The sequence below is a fragment of the Variovorax sp. WS11 genome, from assembly GCF_010499245.1.
Classification (GTDB): Bacteria; Pseudomonadota; Gammaproteobacteria; order Burkholderiales; family Burkholderiaceae_C; genus Variovorax.
Map to the genome: position 1 here is coordinate 511,524 of NZ_JAAGOW010000004.1, position 24,622 is coordinate 536,145.

General features: G+C 67.1%; 21 protein-coding genes and 1 pseudogene. 13 read left to right on the plus strand and 9 right to left on the minus strand.

The window, feature by feature from the left end:
- Nucleotides 1–58 precede the first annotated feature (58 nt).
- Together GXN78_RS31830 and GXN78_RS31835 are read right to left on the minus strand one after the other, a co-directional pair.
- Entirely contained in the window at nt 59–763 is a 705-nt protein-coding gene (locus GXN78_RS31830; protein ID WP_106554546.1) for a response regulator, read from the minus strand.
- The gene (locus GXN78_RS31835) at nt 760–2,154 is read right to left on the minus strand and encodes an ATP-binding protein (RefSeq protein ID WP_106554545.1); all 1,395 of its coding nucleotides are present in this window, start codon (nt 2,152–2,154) and stop codon (nt 760–762) included. Before GXN78_RS31835 ends, GXN78_RS31830 begins: the two co-directional genes overlap by 4 nt.
- 123 nt (nt 2,155–2,277) lie before the next feature.
- On the opposite strand from GXN78_RS31835, the gene GXN78_RS31840 reads away from it, so the two are divergent.
- From GXN78_RS31840 to GXN78_RS31880, 9 genes are all read left to right on the plus strand, one after another.
- The gene (locus GXN78_RS31840; RefSeq protein WP_106554544.1) at nt 2,278–2,910 is read left to right on the plus strand and encodes a 2Fe-2S iron-sulfur cluster-binding protein; all 633 of its coding nucleotides are present in this window, start codon (nt 2,278–2,280) and stop codon (nt 2,908–2,910) included.
- On the plus strand, nt 2,907–3,890 hold the full coding sequence (locus tag GXN78_RS31845; protein WP_106554543.1) for a xanthine dehydrogenase family protein subunit M: 984 nt from the start codon (nt 2,907–2,909) through the stop codon (nt 3,888–3,890). Before GXN78_RS31840 ends, GXN78_RS31845 begins: the two co-directional genes overlap by 4 nt.
- A gap of 12 nt (nt 3,891–3,902) precedes the next feature.
- Nucleotides 3,903–6,131 carry a xanthine dehydrogenase family protein molybdopterin-binding subunit gene (locus tag GXN78_RS31850; protein ID WP_106554542.1) on the plus strand — a complete coding sequence of 743 codons (2,229 nt, stop codon included), beginning with the start codon at nt 3,903–3,905 and terminating at the stop codon, nt 6,129–6,131.
- A gap of 13 nt (nt 6,132–6,144) precedes the next feature.
- Nucleotides 6,145–7,731, plus strand: coding sequence for a phospholipase D family protein (locus GXN78_RS31855; RefSeq protein WP_106554541.1), 1,587 nt, complete (start codon nt 6,145–6,147; stop codon nt 7,729–7,731).
- A gap of 231 nt (nt 7,732–7,962) precedes the next feature.
- The gene (locus tag GXN78_RS31860) at nt 7,963–8,490 is read left to right on the plus strand and encodes a hypothetical protein (RefSeq protein ID WP_164256028.1); all 528 of its coding nucleotides are present in this window, start codon (nt 7,963–7,965) and stop codon (nt 8,488–8,490) included.
- A 4-nt stretch (nt 8,491–8,494) separates the two neighbouring features.
- Complete coding sequence (locus tag GXN78_RS31865; RefSeq protein WP_106554539.1) at nt 8,495–9,592, plus strand: alpha/beta fold hydrolase; 1,098 nt, start codon at nt 8,495–8,497, stop codon at nt 9,590–9,592.
- Nucleotides 9,589–10,239: a GNAT family N-acetyltransferase gene (locus GXN78_RS31870; RefSeq protein WP_106554538.1), complete on the plus strand. Its 651-nt coding sequence runs from the start codon at nt 9,589–9,591 to the stop codon at nt 10,237–10,239. Before GXN78_RS31865 ends, GXN78_RS31870 begins: the two co-directional genes overlap by 4 nt.
- 28 nt (nt 10,240–10,267) lie before the next feature.
- Nucleotides 10,268–11,038 (plus strand): SDR family oxidoreductase, encoded by a 771-nt coding sequence (locus tag GXN78_RS31875; protein WP_106554537.1) that lies wholly within the window; start codon nt 10,268–10,270, stop codon nt 11,036–11,038.
- 3 nt (nt 11,039–11,041) lie between these two features.
- The gene (locus tag GXN78_RS31880) at nt 11,042–12,283 is read left to right on the plus strand and encodes an alpha/beta hydrolase (RefSeq protein WP_106554536.1); all 1,242 of its coding nucleotides are present in this window, start codon (nt 11,042–11,044) and stop codon (nt 12,281–12,283) included.
- A gap of 23 nt (nt 12,284–12,306) precedes the next feature.
- Here GXN78_RS31880 and GXN78_RS31885 read toward each other — a convergent pair whose 3' ends face one another.
- Together GXN78_RS31885 and GXN78_RS31890 are read right to left on the minus strand one after the other, a co-directional pair.
- Nucleotides 12,307–13,290, minus strand: coding sequence for a tripartite tricarboxylate transporter substrate binding protein (locus GXN78_RS31885; RefSeq protein ID WP_106554535.1), 984 nt, complete (start codon nt 13,288–13,290; stop codon nt 12,307–12,309).
- Nucleotides 13,291–13,457: 167 nt separating this feature from the next.
- Entirely contained in the window at nt 13,458–14,546 is a 1,089-nt protein-coding gene (locus GXN78_RS31890) for an AraC family transcriptional regulator (protein WP_164256030.1), read from the minus strand.
- 97 nt (nt 14,547–14,643) lie between these two features.
- Here GXN78_RS31890 and GXN78_RS31895 point away from each other — a divergent pair, with 97 nt between their 5' ends.
- The 4 genes from GXN78_RS31895 to GXN78_RS31910 are packed head-to-tail and all read left to right on the plus strand — an operon-like array spanning nt 14,644 to nt 19,559.
- On the plus strand, nt 14,644–16,308 hold the full coding sequence (locus GXN78_RS31895; RefSeq protein WP_106554533.1) for a fatty acid--CoA ligase: 1,665 nt from the start codon (nt 14,644–14,646) through the stop codon (nt 16,306–16,308).
- A 13-nt stretch (nt 16,309–16,321) separates the two neighbouring features.
- The gene (locus GXN78_RS31900) at nt 16,322–17,065 is read left to right on the plus strand and encodes an acetoacetate decarboxylase (protein WP_106554532.1); all 744 of its coding nucleotides are present in this window, start codon (nt 16,322–16,324) and stop codon (nt 17,063–17,065) included.
- The gene (locus tag GXN78_RS31905; RefSeq protein WP_106554531.1) at nt 17,062–18,051 is read left to right on the plus strand and encodes a 3-hydroxyacyl-CoA dehydrogenase NAD-binding domain-containing protein; all 990 of its coding nucleotides are present in this window, start codon (nt 17,062–17,064) and stop codon (nt 18,049–18,051) included. The genes GXN78_RS31900 and GXN78_RS31905 overlap by 4 nt, the downstream gene beginning before the upstream one ends.
- Nucleotides 18,052–18,056: 5 nt before the next feature.
- Entirely contained in the window at nt 18,057–19,559 is a 1,503-nt protein-coding gene (locus GXN78_RS31910) for a CoA transferase (protein WP_106554530.1), read from the plus strand.
- A 32-nt stretch (nt 19,560–19,591) separates the two neighbouring features.
- On the opposite strand, the gene GXN78_RS31915 is transcribed toward GXN78_RS31910, so the two are convergent.
- The 5 genes and pseudogenes from GXN78_RS31915 to GXN78_RS31935 form a co-directional block, all read right to left on the minus strand.
- Nucleotides 19,592–20,869 (minus strand): TRAP transporter large permease subunit, encoded by a 1,278-nt coding sequence (locus GXN78_RS31915; RefSeq protein WP_106554529.1) that lies wholly within the window; start codon nt 20,867–20,869, stop codon nt 19,592–19,594.
- Nucleotides 20,870–20,887: 18 nt separating this feature from the next.
- A complete protein-coding gene (locus GXN78_RS31920; protein WP_106554528.1) occupies nt 20,888–21,391 on the minus strand; it encodes a TRAP transporter small permease in 504 nt (167 codons plus the stop codon).
- A 36-nt stretch (nt 21,392–21,427) separates the two neighbouring features.
- A pseudogene (locus tag GXN78_RS31925) lies at nt 21,428–22,370 on the minus strand (amidohydrolase family protein).
- A gap of 7 nt (nt 22,371–22,377) precedes the next feature.
- On the minus strand, nt 22,378–23,379 hold the full coding sequence (locus tag GXN78_RS31930; RefSeq protein ID WP_181360479.1) for a TRAP transporter substrate-binding protein: 1,002 nt from the start codon (nt 23,377–23,379) through the stop codon (nt 22,378–22,380).
- 54 nt (nt 23,380–23,433) lie between these two features.
- Nucleotides 23,434–24,573 (minus strand): iron-containing alcohol dehydrogenase, encoded by a 1,140-nt coding sequence (locus tag GXN78_RS31935; protein WP_106554526.1) that lies wholly within the window; start codon nt 24,571–24,573, stop codon nt 23,434–23,436.
- Nucleotides 24,574–24,622: the final 49 nt, after the last annotated feature.

Consider the following 24,622-nt stretch of genomic DNA (forward strand, 5'->3'; position numbering starts at 1 on the left):
GACGGGATCCGACATTGGGACGTTCGTCAAGAGAATGGGCGACGCACCCGTGCACTGGCTATTCGCAGTCAATCGGCCATTCAAAAGCGTATCCAACGCCGTAGACCGAGCGGATCGGGTCGACACCGTCCGTGGCTGTCGTTAGCTTGCGCCGGAGGTTGCGAACGTGACTGTCGACCGCCCGATCCGTGATCGCGCGGCTGTCGTTGTGCAATCTATCCAGCACATCGTTCCGTGAAAAAACACGCCCTGGCTGGGCTGCCAATGTGCGCAGCAGGCGGAACTCTGCGGGCGTCAAATCCAGCGCGCGCCCGCGTATCGTTGCACGCAACGCCGCATCGTCCATCGCGAGTCCACCCTTGTCGGTCGCCGGCACTCGCCCCGTCCAGCCGACACGACGCAGCTGTGCGCGCACCCGCGCCACAACCTCTCGGGGGCTGTATGGCTTGCAGATGTAGTCGTCCGCACCAACCTCCAGGCCGAGCAGCCGATCGACTTCATCGACACGGGCGGTGACCATGATCACAGGCACCGTCGAAAAGCCACGAAGCTCGCGACAGATCGAAACGCCGTCGCGTCCAGGCAGCATGAGGTCCAGGATCACCAAGGCCGGCGCGCGCTCGCGCACCGCAGGCAGTGCTTCCAAGCCGTCTGCTACCACGCTGCAAGCGAAACCGTCAGCCTGCAGGTAGTCCACCAGAAGCCGGGCCAGCTTGGGCTCGTCCTCGACGATCAAGATGTGTGCGGCGGGCGCGGGGATCATGACGCTGTCTCCAGGCGTGGCAACTTCACCCGGATGGAAACGCCGCCGAGTGGCGAAGGGCGAGCCTCTATTTGGCCGCCATGCGCTGCGACGATGTTGCGCGCAATCGCCAGCCCGAGTCCGGCGCCACCTGTCGCTCGATTGCGAGAGTTCTCTCCGCGAAAAAAGCGCTCGAACAGCTGCGCAAGCTGCTCGATCGGCAAACCAGGCGGACTGTCCTGCACCTCGATCTGCCAGGATCCAGGGGCCGCGGAGAGCGCGAGCGTCACCTGGCCTGGCGTCTCAGTGTAGAGCCGGCTGTTCGACAGAAGGTTGTCGAACAGCTGCTGCAAACGCGCCGGATCGGCCTCGACGGCAGCCGCGGAGTCAGGCAGCTTCAGCGTGAACTGCAGTCCGGCCGTTTCGAAGCTGCGCGCGTGTGTCGTTGAGGTGCGACCCACCAGATCCACCAGATCGACTGGCTCCATGTGATATGTCAGCGCCCCGACATCCGAGAGTGCGAGGTCGTACAGATCGTCCACCAGTTTGCCGAGCTGGCGCACCTCCCCTTGCAAGGAGGACACGGCCGCCTGATTGAGTGGCCGGATGCCGTCTTCCAGCGCTTCGAGCTCCCCGCGCAGCACCGCCAAAGGTGTACGCAGTTCGTGCGACACATCCGCCATGAAGGCGCGGCGCGCTTCCTCGTTGCGCGCGAGTGTCTGCGCCATGCGATTGAAGTCTCGCCCCAACTGAGCGACTTCGTCGGATCCGTGCACGGGCACGCGCACATCGTGCTGTCCGCGCGTCAGCTGATGCGTGGCGGCCGCGATCTGCTTGACCGGCGCGAGCAAGCGGTGTGAGACCCACCAGGCGATCAGGCCTGCCAGCAGCACGGCAACCAGTGCCGCCACCAGCGTGGTGCGCCACTGGCCGATGGCGAAGCGCTGGTCGCCTCCATCGGCCACGCTCTGGAAGGGCGCGAGAACCAGCCAGCCGACGGTCCTGCCGTCGACCACCACCGCGCGATGTTGCATCGTCATGTCGATGCTGCGGTAGCCTGCGACCCAGCGCTGCCGGTCGTCGAGCAGACCGAGGCGCGATAGCGCGCCCGTCAGATCGGGTGGCAGTGCCTCGTCGAGTCCACCGGGCGGCAGCGGTTCGTCCGGTCCGGGGCGCAGCAGCTTGTACCAGGGGCGGCTCGGCTCGCCCAGAAAGGCCCAGTCGCGATGCTGCGCGTAGGCCTGCGTCAGGCGCGGCAGCACCGTGTCCATGCGCTCGACCGCCAACTCGTTCAGGTAGCCGAGAAAGCCGCGCTCGAAGTTCCAGCGCGTAGCCCCGCTCACCAGCAGCACAGTGAGCGCCGAAGTCGCAAGGATGGCCAGGAAAAGCCGGGTCGAAATGCCGAAGCGCATGCCGGAATTGTGCCGAAGGCCCTGTGCTCTCGTGCGGCCTTGCACGGGACTCAAGGTCTTCATCCTTTCTGCACATTTGGTTTGCAGCATCCCTCTCGACACGCAACGAAGGGAACGCAAGCCATGGACACATCACCGCCCGGCGTCACGCGCCGCACTGTTCTGATCACCAGCGTTGCAGCGGCAACGACGCCGCCCATGCCTGCCGCGGCGGCCGATGCGCCGCCTTCGCGCACATCGCGATCCTCGCCTGCGTTCACTCTCAGGGTCAACGGAACGGATCACGTACTCCGTCTCGACCCGCGCGTGACGCTGCTCGACGCGTTGCGCGAGCACTTGAAGCTGACCGGCTCGAAGAAGGGCTGCGACCACGGCCAGTGTGGCGCGTGCACTGTGCTGGTCAATGGACGGCGCATCAACAGTTGCCTCACGCTGACGGCCATGCACGACGGTGACGAGATCCGCACCATCGAAGGCCTGGGCCAACCCGGCGCCCTGCACGCGACGCAGGCGGCCTTCGTCAAGCATGACGGCTACCAGTGCGGCTACTGCACGCCGGGCCAGATCTGCTCCGCCGTCGGCATGCTGGCCGAATTGCGCGCCGGCATGCCCAGCCACGTGAGCGAGGACCTGAATGCCCATCCACAGCTCAGTGAAGAGGAGTTGCGGGAGCGCATGAGCGGGAATCTGTGCCGCTGCGCCGGCTATCCGAACATGGTGGCGGCCATCCGCGAAGTGGCGGGGGCGCGCGCATGAGGGATTTCAGTTTCGAGCGCGCGACGAGCCCGGCTGCGGCGGTCGCAGCGCAACGGCAGCCCGGCGCCTGCTTCATCGCGGGCGGCACCAATCTGCTCGATCTCATGAAGCTCGACATCGAACGGCCGACCCATCTGATCGACATCAACCGCCTCGGATTCGACCATATCGAGACCACCGCAGATGGCGGATTGAAGATCGGCGCGCTGGTGCGCAATGCCGACCTCGCGGCTGATCCAAGGGTGCGACGTGACTACGGGTTGCTTGCACGCGCACTCTTGTCAGGCGCGAGTGCGCAGCTGCGCAATAGGGCGACCACGGCCGGCAACTTGCTCCAGCGCACGCGCTGCTTCTATTTCTACGACACCACCAAGCCCTGCAACAAGCGCATACCGGGCAGTGGCTGCGCGGCGCTGGAGGGGTTCAACCGCGTGCATGCGGTGCTGGGCGCGAGCAAGGACTGCATCGCGGTCCATCCCTCCGACATGGCAGTCGCGATGCGGGCGCTGGACGCGCGCATCGAAACCCTGCAAGCCGACGGCCGCACCAGGCAGATTTCGATCGCTGATTTCCATTGCCTGCCCGGCAGCACGCCGCAGATTGAGACGGTTCTTGCGCGTGGCGAACTGATCACCGCCGTGTTGCTGCCGCCACCGTTAGGCGGTGTGCAGCTCTACCGCAAGGTACGCGACCGCGCCTCCTATGCCTTTGCGTTGGTGTCGGTGGCCGCCGTGGTGGTGCGCTCGGGCAGTACCGTGACGGATGCGCGGCTGGCTTTTGGCGGCCTCGCACCCAAACCCTGGCGAGTCGAAGCCGCCGAGCGTCGGTTGATCGGCAGCAACGGCGGCGCCGAGACGCGCAGCGCGGTGGCAGACATCGTGCTGGCCGGCGCGCAGGGCCACGGCGACAACGATTTCAAGATCCCGCTCTTGCGCCGCACGCTGACCGCCACGTTGGCGCGCGCCATCGGCACTGCCTGAAGGAGCCAGTCCATGCAGTTCACCCATGCAGCAGGCGCCACGCCGCTCGATGCCCAGACCGTGGTCGGGCAGCCGCTCGATCGGATCGACGGTCCGCTCAAGGTCAGCGGGAAGGCGCGCTACAGCTACGAGTCCCACGAGACAGCGCCGCGTGCCGCCTATGGGTGGGTGGTGACGGCGGGCATTGCCAAGGGCCGCATCACCCGCATGGACAGTTGCGAGGCCGAGCGCGCCCCTGGCGTGCTGCTGGTGTACACCCACCGCAACGTGCCGCGCATGACCCCGACCGGACGCGCCAACCTGGTGGCGCAGCTGTCCGGCCCGGAAATCCTGCAGCATGGCCAGGCGGTGGCTTTTGTGGTGGCGGAAGGGTTCGAGCAGGCCAGGGCGGCCGCCTCGCTGCTGAACATCGAATACGAGCGCACGCCGGGGCGCTTCGACCTGGAGCAAGCACTGCCCAGCGCCGTGAAACCCGGGGATGACCCGAGCGCAGGCAACGATCGCGCCGCCGACACGTCGGTCGGCGATTTCGAGAGCGCCTTCCGGGCTGCGCCGTTCCAGATCGACGCCCGGTTCACGACACCCGATCAGCATCCCGCGATGATGGAGCCGCAGGCGACCACCGCGCAGTGGGACGGCGACCGCCTCACCCTTCACACCTCGCACCAGATGGCCAATTGGTGCGCCGCGGACGTGGCCGCCATGGTCGAGGTGCCGGTGGCCAATGTGCGGGTGATCGCAGCCTATGTGGGCGGCGGTTTCGGCGGCAAGCTGCGCACCTACGCCGAAGCGGTGCTGTCGGCCTTTGCCGCGCGCGAATTGCGCCGGCCGGTGAAAACAGCATTGGCGCGCCACCAGGTGTTGAACCACACGACGCGCCGCGCCGCCACCATCCAGCGTGTGCGCCTGGGCGCTGCCGCCGACGGCCGGTTGACCGCACTCGGCCACGAGACGTGGACCGGCAATCTGCCGGGTCGCAGCTACTACGAAGGTGCCTCGCGCCAGTCGCGCACGCTCTACGCGGCGCCAAACCGCATGACGGCGCATCGTGTGTCGGCGTTGGACCTGCCCGAAGCCGCAGCGATGCGCGCGCCCGCCACGGCCACCGGGCAACTGGCCTTCGAAGTCGCGCTCGACGAGCTCGCGGAAAAGCTGCGCATCGATCCGGTGCAGCTGCGCATCCTTAACGACAGCCAGCACGACCCCGAAATGGGTCCGTCGCGTCCGTACTCCGGGCGCAAGCTGGTGCAATGCTTGCGCGAAGGCGCGCTGCGCTTCGGGTGGTCGCGCCGAAGTCCGCTGCCGGCCCAACAGCGCGACGGCCGCTGGCTGATCGGCATGGGCGTGGCGAGCGCCACCCATCACCATTCGGTGCGTCGCTCCAGTGCAGCGATCCGGCTCGACGGACAGGGCCGGCTCACCGTGCAGACGTCGATGACCGATATCGGCACCGGCAGCTACACAGTGCTGGCCCAGATTGCGGCCGAGATGCTCGGGGTGCCGATGGCGCACATCACGGTGCAGCTCGGTGACACGCTGCACCCAGCCGGCGCTGGGTCCATCGCCTCGATCGGCGCCGGGAGCGCCGGCTCGTCGGTGTACGACGGCTGTCAGCAACTGCGTGACCTCCTGGCACAACGTGCCGGGTTCGACCCCGCCGCCGTGCGCTTCGAGGAGGGGCGGATCGTTGGAGGAAGGCAATCGCGCACCTTGGGCGAGCTGGCCGGGCCGGAAGGCTTCCGGGTGCTCGGCGCCGTGGAACCGGGAGATCTTGCGGAGCGCTATGCGCAAGCGGCCTTCGGTGCTCATTTCTGCGAGGTAGGCGTGGACATCGACACGGGCGAGACGCGCGTGCGCCGCATGCTGGGTGTTTTTGCGGCAGGGCGCATTCTCAACCCAAAATTGGCACGCAGCCAGGCCATCGGCGCCATGGTCTTCGGCATCGGAGCCGCCCTCATGGAGGAGGCGGTGGTCGACAAGCGCCATGGCTACTTCGTGAACCACGACATGGCTGAATACCTCATCCCGGCCCATGCCGATGTACCCGCCATCGAGGCCATCCACCTGCAGGATGCCGATGATCTGGCAAGCCCGATCAAGGCCAAGGGGATCGGCGAACTGGGAACCTGCGGATCGGGCGCTGCCGTAGCCAACGCGATCTACAACGCCACCGGTGTGCGCGTGCGGGACTACCCGATCACGCTGGACAAACTGCTCTCAGGCTTGCCGCTGCGTGCTTGAATGCAGGGCTGTCGTGCATCGCCTTTTCTCCTCGCTGCTCATGACGGCCGTCCTGGTGCTGACGGGCTGCGCTTCGCTGCCCGATGAGGGCACGCGCGCCGCGAGCACCTCTGTGCTGGTACAGGCTCCGCCCACACCCCTCGACCGCATCGCCACCGCTTCGATGGCGGGAGCGGGGCCGGGTGCCAGTGGCTTCCGTCTGATGCTCGGGCTGGCCAGCATGGACACACGCCTGGCTCTGTTGCGCAGTGCCCAGCGCTCGCTCGACCTTCAGTACTACCACCTGCACGACGACGCCACGGGACGATTGGTGTTGCGCGAGTTGCGCAATGCCGCCCAGCGAGGCGTGCGCGTGCGCCTGCTCGTCGACGATCTCTACACCGAGGAGATCGGTGCCTTGCTCGAAGGCCTCGGCGCGTACTCGAACGTCGAAGTGCGGTTGTTCAATCCCTTTCCCACCCGCGGCGGCCAGGCCCGACGTTTCGGCCTGGCGCTCTTCGACTTTGCCCGCGTCAATCGGCGCATGCACAACAAGCTCTTCGTGGCCGATGGCGTGTTGGCCGTGGCGGGCGGCCGCAACCTGGGCGACATCTACTTCATGCGCGACGCCGATTCGAACTTCTTCGACTACGACGTGCTGACGGCCGGCGCCGTGGTGCCGCAGATGGCGAGCCTGTTCGACGAATACTGGAACGCGCCGCAGGTGCGCAGCGCTGCCTCGGTGCTGCGCCCCCAAGGCACACCGGAGGCCCTGCGAACAGCCTTTGACCAGCGCGTCGACGGTGCAGACACGCCCGAACCGGTGGCCTTCCGTCAGGTCGATCCGCTCGGCCGGGTGACGCTGGGCGACGAACTGGCCGCCGGCCGCGTCACGCTGGCCTTCGGTGCGGCACAGGCCTTCGCCGATTCACCCGCCAAAGCCTGGGGCGAGCAGGAGAGCCGGCGCCTGCCGAGCGGCGCGTTGATCGATACCAGCCGCCGCCTGCTCGGCGAGGCCGCACAGCAGGCGCAGCAAGAGATCGTGACGGTGTCACCTTACTTCGTCCCAGGGCCGCTCGCGCTCGATGGCATGCGTCGCGATGCGGCGCGCGGCATCCGCCAGACGCTGATCACCAACTCGTTGGCTGCCACCGACGAGCCGGTCGTGCACACCGCCTACCGCCGCTATCGGGACAACCTGTTGCGCGCCGGCATGCAGATCTACGAGATTCACCCCAACGCAGGCAGGGCGCTGTTTGTCGGCAACATCGGCGAGGGCTCGCAAGTGCGATTGCATACGAAGGCGCTGGTCATCGACGGCAAGCGGCTCTTCCTCGGCTCGGTCAACATGGACCCGCGTTCGGATGCGCTGAACACCGAGTTCGGCCTGTTGATTGACTGCCCGCCACTGGCGCAGGAGGCACTGGCATTTCTCAACGAGCTGAGGACGCATGCCTCCTTCCAAGTGAGGCTGCGGGCTGGCAGTGACCGCGACTTGGAGTGGTGGCGCATCGATGGTCCAGCGCCCGTCAAAGTGACCGATCAGGAGCCAGGGGGCGACTTGGTCATGCGCGCGAAGCTATATTTCCAGTCGCTTGTTATCCCAGAGTCCATGCTTTGAGGTTTCCGAGCAAGATTCGAATCGCTGCGATCACCCCCGCTGGCGGATCAACATTGGCCGACGCGCCATTGCTTGTGGCCGCGTTGAACCTCTCTCTGGGCTCCGGGGGCATGTAGCATTCGTCTCGAAGAGACAAGCCCTTGCATGCGCGACTTTGACGGTGGAAGCAGGTTGGTAGGTGCCGCCGGAGCCTGTCGTGCACAGCACCAGCCAATCAAGAGAGCGAACGCCATGGCTCAAAGCGGATTTTCGATGCTGGACCCACTTCAGTTTTGGCGCGATGCGCTATCCAACTGGGAGGGGAGTGCGAACTCGCTGGCCAACAAGGAGATGAGTTCCGAAGAGTCGGTCCGCGCGATGCAGGCGGTGATGAGCGTGGCGATGGCTTTGCAGCAGGCGCTGGGCAAGGCCAACGGTGTGCTGCTGAAGGAACTGAACCTGCCCAGCCGCAGCGACATCGTCGAGATCGGTGCGCGACTGCAGCGCATCGAGGAAATGTTGGAACAGCTGTCACACCGACTGGGCGACCCGGCGGTTTCGGCCCCCGGGCCCGCCCGGGGAGCCATGCCACCCCGCACCCGCAAGCCAGCCCCCGTGGTGGCGCCAGCCTCCGCCCTCGCCAGCCCGGCAGCCGCACGAGAAGCGTCCCCGGCCACCACGCCCGCCTCTCGCGGCCGTGGTGGCTCCGGCACAGCCTCTCCAGCAGCAGTTGCCAAGGCTGCCGCCGTCCGTCAGCGGTCCACCAGAAGAAAGGCCTGACGCCATGGCGACCAGCGCCGGACAAGCCGGAGCGCAGACACCCGATGAAGACTGGGTGCAGAAGGTCCGCGGCGAGATAGATCGTGCGGTGCAGCGCAGCGTCAAAGGCCTGGAGTATCTGAGCGCGCCACCGGCCACCGTGGGGACCACGCCCAAGGACGTGCTGATCAACCGCGGCACGCTCAACCTGTACCACTACCGGCCCATGGCGTCGGAGATCTACCGCATCCCGCTGCTGCTGGTGATGGCCACCACCAACCGTGCCTACATCTTCGACCTGGCGCCGGGGCAGAGCCTGGTGGAATACCTGCTGAAATCCGGCTACGACGTCTACGTGATGGACTGGAATCCGCCGCGCTCCGACGAGGCGAACCTGCAGCTGGAGGACTACACGCTGAAGTTCATTCCCGAATGCGTGCGCCGCGTACAGGAGGATTCGGGCGTCGACGACGTCAACATCATCGGGTACTGCATGGGAGGCGTGCTGTCCACCATCTATGCCGCATTGCATGCCGATGGGCCGATGCAGAACCTGGTGTGCTTCACCACACCGGTCGATTTCAGCAAGATGGCGCTGTTCCAGGCCTGGTCCGACAGGAAGCACTTCGACGTCGACAAGATGGTCGACGCGACGGGCATCGTGCCGGCCAACGTCATCACCGGGGGCTTCGACGCGCTGCGGCCGACCGGCCGCGTGACCGGCACCCTGCGCCTGTGGGACAACCTGTGGAATGACGAGTACGTCCGGCAATACCGCATGATGGACCGCTGGGGCACCGAAACCCTGCCGGTGGCCGGCGCCTATTTCAAGCAAACCATCAAGCTGCTGATGTGGGACAACGGGCTGTACAACGGCACGCTGACAGTGGGTGGCCGCAAGGTCGACCTGAAGAAGATCAAGGTGCCGCTGCTGTCGGTGGTGGCCGAGCACGACCACATCGTGCCTTATGACTGCGCCCATCCGCTGATGGACAAGGTGGGCTCCAAGGACAAGGAAGAAGTGATGCTCAAGGGGGGCCACGTCAGCCTTGTGGCGGGCGCCAACGCCGTCAAGCGCTTGTGGCCCAGGCTGAACCAATGGCTGGGAGAACGATCGACATGAACACCGCCGCAACCGCAACCACCGCAACCACCGCAACCACCGCTGCCGCCGCAACCACCGCTGCCGCCGCCGGGCGCAGCTATCCGCGCACCATCGACTGCAACGGAACCGCCGTGCACATCGATGTGCTGCGTGCCGGCGACGAAGCCGCGCTGCTCGCCTTTGCGCAGGCGTTGCCCGCACACGACCTGCTGTTCACCTACCGCGACATCAGCCAGCCGCGCGTCATCAAGGCGTGGATCCGCGAGGCGGTGGAGCGCCAGCGCATGCCCAGTCTGCTGGCTCGACTGGGCGGCGATGTGATTGGCTGCACCTCGCTGATCCATGACGATTTCTCGTGGTCGCCGCACGTGGGCGAGTTGCGCGTGGTGGTCGGTGCCGAAGCGCGGGGCCTTGGACTGGGCCGACAGCTCATCCAGGAGAGTTTTGCGCAGGCGCTCGCGCTGGGACTGGAAAAGCTGGTGGCCCAGATGACCACCGACCAGCGCAGTGCCATTGCCATGTTCGAGAGCATGGGCTTCCGCGCCGAGGCGCTGCTGGCTGGCCATGTGCGAGACCGCGAGGGCGGCAAACATGATGTCGTGATGCTGAGCCACAACGTCGCAGAGGTGGCGGCGCGACTGTCGGCCTACGGCGTCGGCGAGTAATTCCATCCACCACAAGGAGACAAGAACCATGGATCTGGGCGCGATGCTCAAGGGTAGAGGCGTGCTGATTACCGGCGCCTCGGGCGGGCTGGGCGCGCACTTCGCGCAGGTGGCGGCGCGGAACGGTGCGCGCGTCGTCATCGGCGCGCGGCGCAAGGCCAAGCTCGATGCGCTGGCGGCCGAATTGAAGACCCTGGGCGCCCAGAGCGTGCTGGCGGTGGACATGGACGTGGGCAGCGACGCTGCCATCCGCGCTGCCTTCGACGCGGTGGAGGCCGAGGGCGGCCCGGTGGACGTGGTGGTCAACAACGCCGGTGTGGGCGGGGAGGGCGCAGCGATCGACATGAGCCCGGCCGACTTCGACGCCACCCTGCAGACCAACCTGCGCGGTGTATGGCTCACGTCCACCGAGGCGGCACGGCGCTGGCGCGCGGCGAAGCGGGGTGGCTCCATCATCAACATCGCCTCCATCCTGGGCGAGCGCGTGGCCCACATGGTGGTGCCGTACTCGACCACCAAGGCCGCCGTGATCCAGATGACCAAGGGCCTGGCGCTGGAGTGGGCGCGCTACGGCATTCGCGTCAACGCCATTGCCCCAGGGCACATTCGCACCGACATCAACGACGCGTTCTTCGAAACGCAGGCCGGGCAGGACATGATCAAGCGCATACCCATGCGCCGGCTGGGCCGGGCCGAAGAGCTCGATGGCGTCTATTTGCTGCTGGCCACCGAGGCATCGTCGTGGATGACAGGCGCACTGATCGCCGTGGACGGCGGACACTTGGTGTCGTCGCTGTAGTCGATGCCCAGCGACATCGGCCTGCCGGCCGTGCGGCGCGCGGCGCGACTCGACCCCGAGGCGCATGCGTTGCTGCGCGCCATCAACATCATGTTGCCGCGACTGGATCCGCAGCGTCCCCGGTTGCGACAGATGCGCCAGCGCTGGCAACTGCTGGCGCGCCTGTTGGGGCGAAAGGTGCCGGTGGCCCGGGTGGACAACCTCAGCATCCAGGGCCCGGCGGGGCCGTTGAAGCTGCGCATCTTCAGGCCGCACCGACCGCGCCATGCGGGCGATGGCGATGCGGCGGCACCGGCGCTTCTGTGGTTTCATGGCGGTGGCTTCGTGCTGGGCAGCGTTGCGACCGCGGATTCGATCTGTCGCAACATCGCGGCACGCAGCGGCGCCATCGTGGTGACGGCGCAGTACAGGCTGGCGCCCGAGCACGCGTTGCTCGCGGGCCGAGAAGACAGCCTGGCGGTGCTGGACTGGATGGTTGCGAATTCCGAAGCGCTGGGCATCGACGCCACCCGCATCGCGGTCGGCGGCGACTCGGCTGGCGGCAATCTGGCCGCTGTGCTGGCGCAGCGGGCGGTGCGGCGCGGGTACCCGGCGCCTGTGCTGCAGGTGCTGGTCTATCCGGCCACCAATCTGCGCGACGAACCTCCCTCCCGGGCCGAGAACGCCAAGGGCTATCTGCTGACGGCCGAGTCCATCGCCTGGTTCGATGCGCTGGGCGCGACCCGGAGCCCTGTAGATACCAACGACCCTTTGCTTTCACCCGCGCTGGCGCGCAGCCTGAAGGGGTTGCCACCGACGTTGATCGTCAGTGCCGGCTACGACCCCATCCGCGACGATGGCCTGGCCTATGCGGGCCACTTGCGTGCAACTGGCGTGTCCGTGCAGTTGCTTCACTACGGTGGTCAATTTCATGGCTTTCTGAATTTCGACACAGTGCTGCGCGCGGCGCGCGATGCGCTCGACCGCATGGGCGATGCGTTGGCCGATGCCTTTGCGGGATGCAGCGCACCCGACCGCACGTACGAGATCGATGCCGGGGGCGGATGGCAGGCGATGGCTGGCCAGACGGCGCGCGACCTTCTTGTCGGCGGGTTGATGTGGGGCGAATGGCTGGAGCAGTCGCGCAACGGCCTGCTGGGGGCCGGCGGGGCTGAAAACCCGCTGTTCAACCCCATGACTCGGCTTCGCGCGCAGTCAGCGTCGATGTTTGCGCGGCTGGAAGTGCGTGAGACTTATCCGACCTGAGCCTTGGTCTGGTGCTCGATCTCTCAATCCAGCGTGATGCCCCCCATGTCTTTCACCACCTTGCCCCAGTGGTCGGTGTCGGTTCGCACCAGCTCTTCGAACTTGGCGCCCGAGAGACCCGTGGCCGTGTAGCCCAGTTCGGCCATGCTGGCTTTCAGCTCGGCCGTCTGCAGAACCTTGCTGATGGTGCCGGCCAGCTTGTCGGTGAGGTCTTTCGGCGTCTTGGCGGGCACGAACACGCCCAGCCAGCCGGTCATGGCTGTCAGGCTGGGCTGGCCGGCTTCGGCGAAGGTCGGCACATTGGGCAGCGCCGGGTCGCGCTTGGCGCCCGTCTGCGCCAGGGGACGCACCTTGCCGCCCTGAATGAGACCGCGCGCCGAACCCAGGTCCGCCACCACCGAGCTCACGTTGCCGCCGATCAGGTCGGTGAGCGCGGGTGCCGCTCCCTTGAAGGGCACGTGCAGCAGGTCGATATTCGCCGCCTTGCCGAAAGCGGCACCGAGCAAGTGGCCGGTGGTACCGTTGCCATACGAGCCAAAGCTGGCCGTGCCGGGCTTGGCCTTGGCCGCGGCCACGAATTCGGCCAGCGTCTTGGACGGATTGGTGGCGCTCACCAAGAGCAGCAGGGGCGTGTTGCCGGCCTGCGCCACCGGTTGCAGGTCCTTGGACGGGTCGTAGGGCAGCTTCTTGTAGACGTGCGGGTTGAGGTTGATCGACGAGCCCGCGGTGAACAGCACCGTGTACCCGTCCGGTGGCGCCTTGGCCACCGCGTCCAGGCCGATGATGGCGCCGGCGCCTGGACGGTTGTCGACCGTGACCGACTGGCCCAGCGCCTCGCCCATCTTCTTGCCAAGCTGGCGTGCAATGGCGTCGACGCCACCGCCGGCCGCGTAGGGCACGACCAAGCGGATGGGCTTAGTGGGGTAATTGGCAGCAGTCTGCGCATGCGCAGTGCCCGCGAGAGCGGCGCAAGCAAGCAACGCCGCGGCAGCGAATGAAGGCTTCATCAAGATTTGTCTCCTGGCGTCGGCAGCCGTCGTGGTCGCGGCCGCATGGGTGATGCGCCGGATTGTTGAGCGCGCCGCAGGCGGCACCAAGGTCGCGTCCGGTCAGAAACCGGTGGCGGGCGGCCAACATGGCTCGCTGCTGGGGCCCTTGGGTTCAGGAATTTAGCTCAGCGGCGGAAGTCGCTCGGGCTCTTGTGTGTCCAGCGACGGAAGGCGTGGCGGAAGTTGGCGGCATCGCTGAAGCCCAGCGTGCTGGCGATGTCGTCGATACCCATGCGCGTGCTGCGCAAGTATTCCTTGGCCAGGTGGCAGCGCACGTCGTCCAGGATCTCCTTGTACGAGGTGCCCTGCGTCGTCAGGTGGCGGCGCAGCGTGCGCGAGCTGGTGTTGAGCTTGCGCGCCAGTGCCTCCATGTCGTCGAACTGGCCGGGCCGCTCCATCAACAGGTTGTAGACGCGGCGGGTCAGGCCGCTGGTAGTCTTGGCTTCCACCAGCATGCGTTCGCACACCTCGGCCGCCATCGCCACCGAGATGGAGTTGCGGTACGCGGCCGGCTTGTCCAGCAGCGCCGCGGGATAGCGCAGTTCGTTGTCCGGCTGATCGAATTCAATGGGGCAGTCGAAATACACCCCGTACAGAGCGGCGTGTTCCGGACGCGGGTAGCGCGCGCGCAGCCGGCTCAGCTTGAAGTCGGGGCCGACCATGTCGCGCGCCAGCGTCTGGTGAATGCCGTACTGGAACTCGACAAAAAAGCGGTGCAGCGCATCGTCCGGGCCCAGGTCCAGCACATCGTCAAAAGTCCAGACAGCCTCGCCGTCCTCTTCCCGAAAACTCAGCGCTACGGTGGGCGTGGCCAGGCGGTGGAACTTCACCGCCATTTGCGTGACCTCGCGCAGGGTCTCGCAGCACAGCAGCGCATAGCCGTACATGCCGTAGCTGGACACATGCATGCGCGTGCCGGCACGGAAGGGCAGGGCTGGGTCGCCGGTGGCCGCCATGCCGTTGCGGCAGACCGTCATGAACTGGCGGATGGATGTTCTCAGCGCGGTGCTGCGCAGGTCGCTGGCCTGCAGGCCGGTACGTTCCAGCGTCCGTGCGGCATCGACCCCCGCTTCAGCCAGCGTGTCGACCAGGGTCGCGATCTTGTAGGGAAGGTAGACGCGCTCGTCGGCCAGCGGCAATTGCGCCAAGGGACGGGTGTAGGGGTGGGTCACTGCAGTGAAGTCTCCCTTCAGGGTCAACCCGGATACGTCCATCGCTGGGCATGTCCGGAACTCACCCCATCTTAGCCGTTGTGCACCTGTCGTCGCAAACGGGCGGCTCGCACAATGCCACGGCACGCAAGGAGACAACGTGAGCGCGCCACGCATCGAAAGCACCCCCTCGGCCTACGGCTACCCGTTGCTGATCAAGCAGCTGCTGCACGCCCCGCTGCAGCATGCGGGCGACCAGCAGATCGTCTATCGCGACCTGAAGCGCCACACCTATGGAGAGCTGCGCGAGCGCATCGGCCGCCTCGCCGGCATGCTGGCCGCGCAGGGCGTGGGCCCCGGCGACACCGTGGCCGTGATGGACTGGGACAGCCACCGCTACCTTGACGCCTACTTCGCGGTGCCGATGATGGGTGCCACGCTGATGACGGTGAACGTGCGGCTCTCGCCCGAGCAGATTCTCTACACGCTCGACCACTCGGGTGCCAAGGCGCTGCTGGTGAATGCAGAGTTTGCCCCCGTGGTGGAAGAGCTGTTGCCCAAGCTCGCCAACGTCGAGACCTTCATCCTGCTCGACGACGCGCCGCCTGGCGCCGGGCACGCCATTCCCTTTGCGGGCGAGTACGAGGCGCTGCTGGCCAAGGCATCCGCCGACTACCGTTTCGAAGACTTCGACGAGAACACCCGCGCCACGGTGTTCTACACCACGGGCACCACCGGGCTGCCCAAAGGCGTGTCGTTCAGCCACCGCCAGCTGGTGCTGCACACATTGGCCACCATGGGTTTCATGGGCACCAGCGCGCCGGGCCAGAACCTGCATCGCGGCGACGTGTACATGCCCATCACGCCCATGTTCCATGTGCACGCCTGGGGCCTGCCCTATGTGGCAACCGCGCTGGGGCTCAAGCAGGTGTATCCGGGCCGCTATGACCCGAAGCTGCTGCTGCAGCTCAAGGCCAGGGAGAAGGTGACGTTCTCGCACTGCGTGCCGACCATCCTGCAGATGCTGCTCGATGTGCCCGCGGCCGAGTCGGTCAACCTGCGGGGCTGGAAGATCGTGATCGGCGGCTCGGCGCTGAGCAAGGCGCTGGCCAAGGCGGCGCTGGATCGTGGCATCGACGTATGGGCCGGCTATGGAATGTCGGAGACCTGCCCCACACTGTCACAGGCACAGCTCAAGCCCGAATCCACGGCGCTGGGCGAAGACGAGCAACTCGCGCTGCGCACCCGATCCGGCATGCCGTTGCCGCTGGTCGAGATGCGCATCGTCGACTCCGAGATGAACCCGCTGCCGCACGACGGCCAGTCCACCGGGGAAATCGTTGTGCGCGCGCCCTGGCTCACCCAGGCCTACTACCGCAACCCGGACGCGTCGGAAACGCTGTGGGACGGTGGCTACCTGCACACGCAGGACATCGGCTGCATCGATGCCAACGGCTACCTGCTGATCACCGACCGCCTGAAGGATGTGATCAAGAGTGGCGGCGAATGGATATCGTCCATTGCCATCGAAGACCTGTTGCTGCAGCATTCGGGCGTGGCCGAGGCGGCCGTGCTGGGCATCAAGGACGAGAAGTGGGGCGAGCGTCCGATCGCGCTGGTGGTGGCGCGCGCTGGCCAGGCGGGCGAGTTGACCGAGGCCGCGCTCAAGCGGCACCTGATGGCCTACGTGGAAGGCGGCGAGATCTCCAAGTTTGCCGTGCCAGCCACCATCCGCTTCGTCGCGAGCATTGCCAAGACCAGCGTCGGCAAGATCAACAAGCGCGCGCTGCGCGACCAGTACGCCCGCGAATTCGGCGGGCAATGAGCGATACAGCACCATGAAGATCGACGAACTGTTCAAGCAGGTCAGCACGCCGTTGGGCGCGCCGGCCTTTCCGCGCGGGCCCTACCGCTTCAACAATCGCGAGTACCTCAACATCACCTACCGCACCGACATCGAGGCGCTGCGCAAGGTGGTGCCCGAGCCCATCGAAATCGATGAGCCGCTGGTGCGCTTCGAGGTCATGCGCATGCCCGACACCACGGGGCTGGGCAACTACACCGAGTGCGGCCAGGCCATCGTGGTACGGCTGGGCCAGGAGCGTGGCGAATACCTGCATGCGATGTACGTGGACAACCACCCGGCCATCGCCAGCGGCCGCGAGGTCAGCGCCTTTCCCAAGAAGCTGGGGGCGCCCAAGCTGTATGTGGATTCCGATACGCTGGTCGGCACGCTCGACTACGGCACCCTGCGCATCGCGGTCGCGACCATGGGCTACAAGCACCAGCCGCTGCCGTTGGAGGAGGCCAGGGCCGAGATCTGCGTGCCGACCTTCATGCTCAAGCTCATGCGTGGCTACGACCGGCAGTTGCGCATCTGCGAGCTGGTGCGCACGCAGATCCAGGACATCGAGATCAAGGCCGCCTTCCGTGGGCCGGCGCGGCTGCAATTGTTCGAGCACGTGCTCGCACCGATGGCCGACTTTCCGGTGCGCGAGGTCGTGGCCGCCAGCCACATCGTGGCCGACCTGTCGCTCACGCCTCCCAGCGTGGTGCATGACTACCTGGCAAGGGCATCATGAGCAACCCAACCGATTCGATCCGCACGCAAGTGCCGCAGCGCGTTCAACAGGTCACGGTGGTGGGCGCCGGCGTCATCGGTGCATCCTGGGTCGCACTGTTCCTGGCGCATGGCCTGAGGGTCTGCGTGAGCGATCCGCGCGAGGGTGTGGATGCCGAGGTGCGCGACTACGTGGCGCGCGCCATGCCCACGCTGGCGCAGCTTGGCGCGCCACAAGCGAACAACGAGATCGGCGAGCGCCTGCGCTTCGAGCCCGACCTGGAGCGCGCCGTGGCGCAGGCCGACCAAGTGCAGGAAAACGGTCCCGAGCGGCTGGATTTCAAGCGCCAGCTCTGGCGCCGTGTCGAGCAGGCGGCGCCCGCCGGGGCGTTGTTTCTTTCGTCCAGTTCGGCGCTGCCGGCCACTGACCAGGCCGCCGAGATGGCGACGCCCCAGCGCCTGCTGGTTGGCCATCCATTCAACCCGCCGCACATCATCCCGCTGGTGGAAGTGGTGCCGGGCAAGGCCACTGCGCCCGAGTCGGTGCAAGCCGCCGTGGACTTCTACCGTGCGGTAGGCAAGGTGCCGCAGGTGCTGCGCAAGGAGGTGGGTGGCTTTGTCGCCAACCGGCTGCAGTCGGCCATCTTCCGCGAGTGCGTGGCGCTGGTGGTGGGCGGCGTGGTCACCATCGACGAGCTGGACGAGATCGTCACGAATTCCGTGGGGCTGCGCTGGGCTGCCGGCGGCCCCTTTGCATCTTTCCACCTGGGTGGGGGCGATGGCGGGTTGCGCAGTTTCGTGGAGCAGTTCGGCCCCGGCATGGAAAAGCGCTGGGCTTCGATGCAGCGCGAGGTGCGCTTCGACGAGGCCACGAAGAAGTTGCTGTTCGAGCAGGCCGATGCCGCCTACGGCCAGCACACGCGCGCCGAACTGGAGGCTGCGCGCGATGCTCGCCAGATCGCGATCCTGCAGGCACTGACTGGCGTCAGCGACAGCAGCAAGGGCTGAGCGCGATGAGCGACAGCACCACCGAAGTCATTCGCCGTGCACTGGCGGCCCCAGCGGTGCATGCCAACGGCTTCGATGCGCACGCGCACCTGCGCGGCGTGCTGCGGGGCGTGGGATTGGCGCCCGAAGACAGTGGCGGTGCCATCCAATTCACCGGACAGGACCCGGTCATCGCCAGCGTGTTCCGCATCGCGTCCGCGGCAGGCATCGGGCTGGTGGCCAAGTCGGTGGCCATGGCGGCTCTGTGGCGCCATCGCGGTGGCGCGGGGCAGGACATTGCGATGGACCTGCGCCGAGCGCCGCACCGCCTGTGCCCGTTCTATGACCGAAAGTGGGAACTGATCAACGGCTACCCGCCGCGCAACACGGCCGACCCGGATTCGCCGTTCACGCTCAAGTTCTACGAAACGGCCGATGCCCGCTGGGTGATGCCGCTCAACCTGTACCCGCGCATCAAGTCGTCGGCGCTGCGCCTGCTGAACTGCAGCGACAGCGAGGCGGCCGTGGCGCAGGCCATTCGCGGCTGGAAGGGGCGTGAGCTGGAGGAGGCGAGTGCCCAGGCCGGCATCGTGATGCCGATGCTGCGCTCGGTCGAGGAATTCATGGAAGAGCCGCAGTACCTGGATGTGCTGCGCAGCCTGCCGCTGATCGAGATCGAGCGCATCGGCGACTCGGCGCCCGAGCCCTTCACACCCAATCCACAGCGGCCGCTCGACGGTGTGCGTGCGCTGGGCCTGGCGCGCGTGATCGCGGGTGCCGGCACGGGCCGTACGCTGGCTCTGCATGGCGCTGACGTGCTCAACGTCTGGCCGCCCAGCGATTTCGAAAGTGATTTGCTCTATGCCACCGCCAACGTTGGCGTGCGCTCCGCGCTGCTCGACGTGGCCGACCGCGAGAACGGCGGCTTCGCGCGCATGCAGGCATTGCTGGCTGGCGCCGACGTGTTCTACGCCAACCGACGCCAGGGCTATCTGGAGCGCCGTGGCCTTTCAGCGCAGCAGGCGGCCGCCGCACGGCCCGGCATCATCCACGCGAGCATCAGCCTGCATGGCGAAACCGGCCCCTTTGCAAACCGGCCGGGTTTCGACCAGACGGCGGGCTGCGTGACTGGCGTGATGACACTGGAAGGCTCACCCAGCAAGCCGAAGCTGCCCGTCATCATGGTCGTCAATGACTACCTGGGCGCCTGGTTGCTGACCACGGGCATCGTGGCCGCGCTGATGCGGCGCGCGCACGAGGGCGGCAGCTACAGGGTGCACGTGTCACTCACGCGGCTGTCGCTGTGGCTCTACACGCTGGGCCTGTTCGACAAAGGTTTTGCGCATGCCACCGCGAACAGCTGCGAAGCCCATCGCTACCTGGACCCGGAGGTGTTCATGGCCGAAACTCCGATGGGTCTTTATCAGGGCGTGACCGACCAGGTGTGCATGTCGCTCACTCCAGGCCACTACCGCCAAGTGCTGGTACCGCGTGGATCGTCACGCGCGGAGTGGCTGCGGAGGGGTTGAGCTCGAGAAATGAATCGGGTGTTGTCGGCGGCTCAGCGCAGCCAGCCCGCAGGCACCATGATCAGCTGCGGGAACAGCACGAACAGGAACATCAGTGCCGTCAGCGACAGCAGGAAGGGCCAGACGCCCTGGATCACGCTGTCGAGGCTGACGCGCGCCGTGCCGGCCACGACGTTGAGCACGGTGCCCACCGGCGGCGTGAGCAGTCCGATGGCGTTGTTCATGATGAACATCACGCCGAAGTAGACCGGGTCGATGCCGGCCTTGGTGATCACCGGCATCAGGATGGGCGTCATGATCAGCACCGTCGGCATCAGGTCGAGCGCGGTGCCGACGATGATCACCAGGATCATGATCACGAACATCAGGAGGATCTTGTTGTCGATGAAGGGCTCCAGCAGCTGCGTCACCTGCGCGGGGATGTTCGCGATGGTGATGAGCCAGGCCGACACCAGCGCGCAGGCCACCAGGAACAGCACCGTGCTCGAGGTCTTGGTGGCGCTCAGCACCAGCTCGGGCAGGCGGCTGAACTTCAGCTCGCCGTAGACGAAGCGGCCGACCACGAAGGCGTAGACCACGGCCACCACGGCAGCCTCCGTCGGCGTGAAGACGCCGAACTTCATGCCGCCGATGATCACGAAGGGCAGCACCAGCGCCCAGACGCCGTCGAGCATGCAGCGGCCCAGTTCGCGCAGGTCGAAGCTTCGCACCGCGACCTTCTTTTCCTTCTTCGCGCACAGCCACCAGGTGGCCGTGAGCGTCAGCGCCATCATGATCCCGGGGAACAGGCCGGCCAGGAACAGTTTGGTGATCGACACCTGCGCGACCACGCCGAACACCACGATCGCGATCGAGGGCGGAATCACCGGCGCGATGATGCCGCCCGCGGCGATCAGCCCGGCCGCGCGCGGCACGTCGTAGCCCGCATTGCGCATCATCGGGATCAGCAGCGCCGCGACCGCCGCGGTGTCGGCCACTGCCGAGCCGGAGATGCTCGCGACCACGGTGGCCGCGATGATGGCGACGTAGCCAAGGCCGCCGCGCACGTGGCCGACCATCGCGTCGGCCACCTTGACGATGCGCGAAGAGAGGCCGCCCGCGTTCATCAACTCGCCGGCGAGCATGAAGAAGGGCACCGCCATCAGCGGGTAGTTGTTGACGCCCTCGAGCATGTTCTGCGCGAGGATCTGAGTGTCGAAGCTGCCCAGGTGCACCATCAGCGCGACGCCGCAGACCAGCAGCGCAAAGGCGATGGGCATGCCGAAGGCCATGGCCCCCAGCAGCGAGGTGATGAAGACGAAGATGGTCATGCGGGCTTTCGGTTGCCGTCATTCGCCGGCGCTGCCGGTGTCGTTCACGAGTTCTTCGCGCGGCATGCGCCCGCTCAGCAGGCGCCACAGCGAATGCATGAGGATCAGCGCCATGCCGGCGCTGCTCACCAGCAGGCAGGCGTACACCGCGCCCAGCGGCACGCCGGTGACCGGCGCGCGGTCGTCCATGCCGATCACCACCAGCTTCCAGGCGCCGTGGCTCAGCAGCAGGCAGCAAGCCAGGGCGCCGAGGTCGGCGATGCCGCGGCAGATGCGCTGGCCGGTTTCGCCGAGCCGCGCCACGATGGTGGACATGCCCAGGTGCGCGTTGTCCTTCATCACGAGCAGCGCGCCGACGAGCGTGAGCCACATGAAGACGAAGCGCGAGGCTTCCTCCGAGAAGACGATGCCGGAGTTGAAGGCGTAGCGCAGCACCACGTTGCCGAACACGAGTGCGACCATGACGGCCATCATCGCGATCATCAGCACATTGGCGCCGCGCTCGAAGAGGCGGGAAAGCATGTCTGTCTCCAGTTGTTGCGGGTCTGTCGGCGCGGCTCAGCGGCCGGCGGCGTCGATGCGGTAGAAGCGCAGCGCATTGCCGCGCCAGATGCCGTCGCGGGCCTCGGCGTCCAGGCCGGCCAGTGCCTCGCTCACCGTGCGCACCAGCTCGGGCATTGCGACGCGCAGGCCCGATACCGGCAGGTTGCTCGCGAACATGCAGCGCTGCCAGCCGAAGATCGCGACCGTCTCGCGGATCACGCGCACGGTGCTCCCGGCATCCCAGGGCGCATCGGGCAGGCCGAACTCCGACAGCTTGACGTGCACGTTCGGCAGGGCCGCCAGCGCTGCCATGCCGCGGCGCCAGTGCGCGAGGCCCGTCTCGCTGCGGTCCCAGGGCAGGCCGGCATGCTCCAGCACCACGCGCAGCGCAGGAACGCGAGCGATGGCCTCGGCCGCTTCCTCCAGGTGCCAGCAGGGCACGCGCAGATCCCACGCCAGGTCGCGCGCGCAGAGCAGTGCGAGGCCGGCGTGCCAGCGCGCGTCCTGCAGCGCGCCGGGCTGGCCGCGCACGCTGCCGGTCGCGCACGCTGCCGGTCGCGCCCGGCGCCGTGAGCGGCTTGCAGCGCACGCCGCGCACCAGCGGCCATTCGAGGTGCTGGCGCAGCTGCGCGTCCGCATCCTGCGCCAGCAGGTCCACGTGCGCCACGACCGCGTTCGGGAAGCCGTGTTTCGCATGCATGGCGTGCAGCCAGCGCGTTTCGGCCAGCGATTCGGCGCGATGGCGTTCCGCCTCCACGTGGACCGTGGCGACGATGTTGAGACCTTCGGTGCGCGCGCGGTAGGCCCCGGCGCCGAAGTCCGCCTGCAGCGCGCCGTAGTCGCCGAGGAAGAAAGCCCGGGCGTCATAGCCGTCCTGCAGCCAGGGGTAGCGGCCGTCGGCCAGCTGCCAGAGATGGTGGTGCGCGTCGACGATGGCCGACGGGAGCGTGCCGTTCATTCGCGCCTCAGGGTTGCGCGTCCATTGCTTTCAATACCGCATCGCCGTTCTTCTCGACGTACAGCTTGCGGGTCTCTTCGCGCACCAGCTTGCGGATGCTGGCAGTGTCCGGGTTCTCGTTGATCTGCATGCCCTTGGCGCGCAGCTGGGCGATCGCGTCCTTCTCGCCGTCGGCATTGAGCTTGCGCTGGAAGTTGGCGGCCGTGGCGGCCTCTTCCATGACCACCTTCTGGAACTCGGGCTTGAGTGATTCGAAGCGCGCCTTGTTCATGATCACGACCAGCGGCGTGTAGGCATGGCGCGTGAGCGAGAGGTACTTCTGCACCTCGAACATCTTGGATGACAGCATGAGCGTCGGCGGGTTCTCCTGGCCGTCGACCGCGCCCGACTCCAGCGCGCCGAAGACTTCGGCGAAGGGCATCGGCTGCGGATTCGCGCCCAGCAGCTGGAAGGCCTTCAGGTGCGAGGGGTTCGGCGTGGTGCGGATCTTCAGGCCCTTGATGTCGTCGGCGCTGTTGATCGGACGCTTGTTGTTGCCCAGGCTGCGGAAGCCGATCTCCCAGAAGGCCAGGCCCTTGATCTGGTGCGCGGAGAGCTCGTCGAGCAGCGACCGGCCGACGGCGCCGTCGAGCGCGCGGTAGGCCTGCTGTGCGTCGGCGAACTGGTAGGGCAGGTCCAGCGCATTGAGCTTGGGCGCGAGGCCGGTGACGAAGGGATTGCCGGTGGCGCCGATATCGATCGTGCCGCTGCGCACGCCGGTCACCAGCGTCACGTCGTTGCCCAGCTGGCTGTTGGCGAAGACCTGGATCTCCACGCCGCCCTGGGTGCGTTCCTTCACGCGCCTGGCAAACTCCAGCGCAGCCTTGTGCTGCGAATCGCTCTCCGGCACGGTGTGGCTGAAGCGCAGCTTGGTGGGCGCCTGCGCCGCGGCCGTGCCGGTGCCGAAGGCGAGCAGGGCGGCGAGCATTCCGCCCGCGAGGCGCTTGAGTGAGGGATTCGGCTTCTGCATGGTGTGTCTCCTGTTGGTTGTATCGATGGATGCGCGTTCCGCGTGCCTTCGCGCCTACATGGACGCGATCAGCATGGCCTCGTAGTCGGCCGGGCTCGCCTCGCGCGGGTTGGTCTTGTGGCAGTGGTCCTTGAGCGCACCCTCGATGACGCGCGGGAAGATCTCCGGCGACACCTCGATCGCGCCCAAGCCGGCCGGCAGCCCGAGCCGCCGGGTCATCTCGGTGACGGCGGGCGCCACGTCGCCGGCGCCGCCCACACCCATGGCCTGCGCCATGCGCGCCAGGCGCTCGTCCTTCTGCATCGAAGGCGCTTCGGCATTGAAGCGGATCACGGCCGGCAGGAGGATGGCGTTGAGCGTGCCGTGGTGCAGGCGCGGGCTCAGGCCGCCCAGCGAATGGCTCAGGCTGTGCACGCAGCCCAGGCCCTTCTGGAAGGCGAGCGCGCCCTGCATCGACGCGCTCATCATGTTCAAGCGCGCCTCGCGGTCGCCGGGCGATGCGGTCGCGGTCTCGATGTGCTTCCAGGCGCGGCGTAGGCCGTCGAGCGCGATGCCGTCGGCCGGCGGGTTGAAGGCCGGCGCCATGAAGGTTTCCATGCAGTGCGCGATGGCGTCCATGCCGGTGGCGGCGGTCAGGAAAGGCGGCAGGCCGAGCGTGAGCTCGGGGTCGCAGAGGGCGACGCGCGGCACGAGAAAGGGCGAGAGCACGCCGACCTTGCGGCCGTCGTCCAGGATCAGGACCGCGCCGCGTCCGACCTCGCTGCCGGTGCCGGCCGTGGTGGGCACGGCGATCACCGGCGCCGTGGCCGCGGTGATGCGCGCCACGCCGCCTTCGATGGCCGCAAAGGACTTGAGCGGCCCTTCGTGCGTCGCGCAGACGGCCACGCCCTTGGCCAGGTCGATCGGCGAGCCGCCGCCGACGGCGATGATGCCGTCGCAATCGTTCTCGGCGTAGAGCGCGACGGCCTCACGCATCGCATGCTCGGTCGGGTTCGAGGGCGTGCCGTCGAACACGACGAAGCGGGTGGTGGCGCCCAGGTGGGCGGTCACGCGGTCGAGCACGCCCGCGGCGCGCACGCCGGCATCGGTGACGACCAGCGGGCGGCGGATGCCGACGCGTTCGCATTCCTGCGCGAGGAGCTGCACCGCGCCGAAGTCGATCTGGATCTGGGTGATGTAGTTGATGAGGGCCATGTGTCTCCGGGGTCGTGTCTGCTGTCTGGGCCGCGAGTCTAAGAACGGT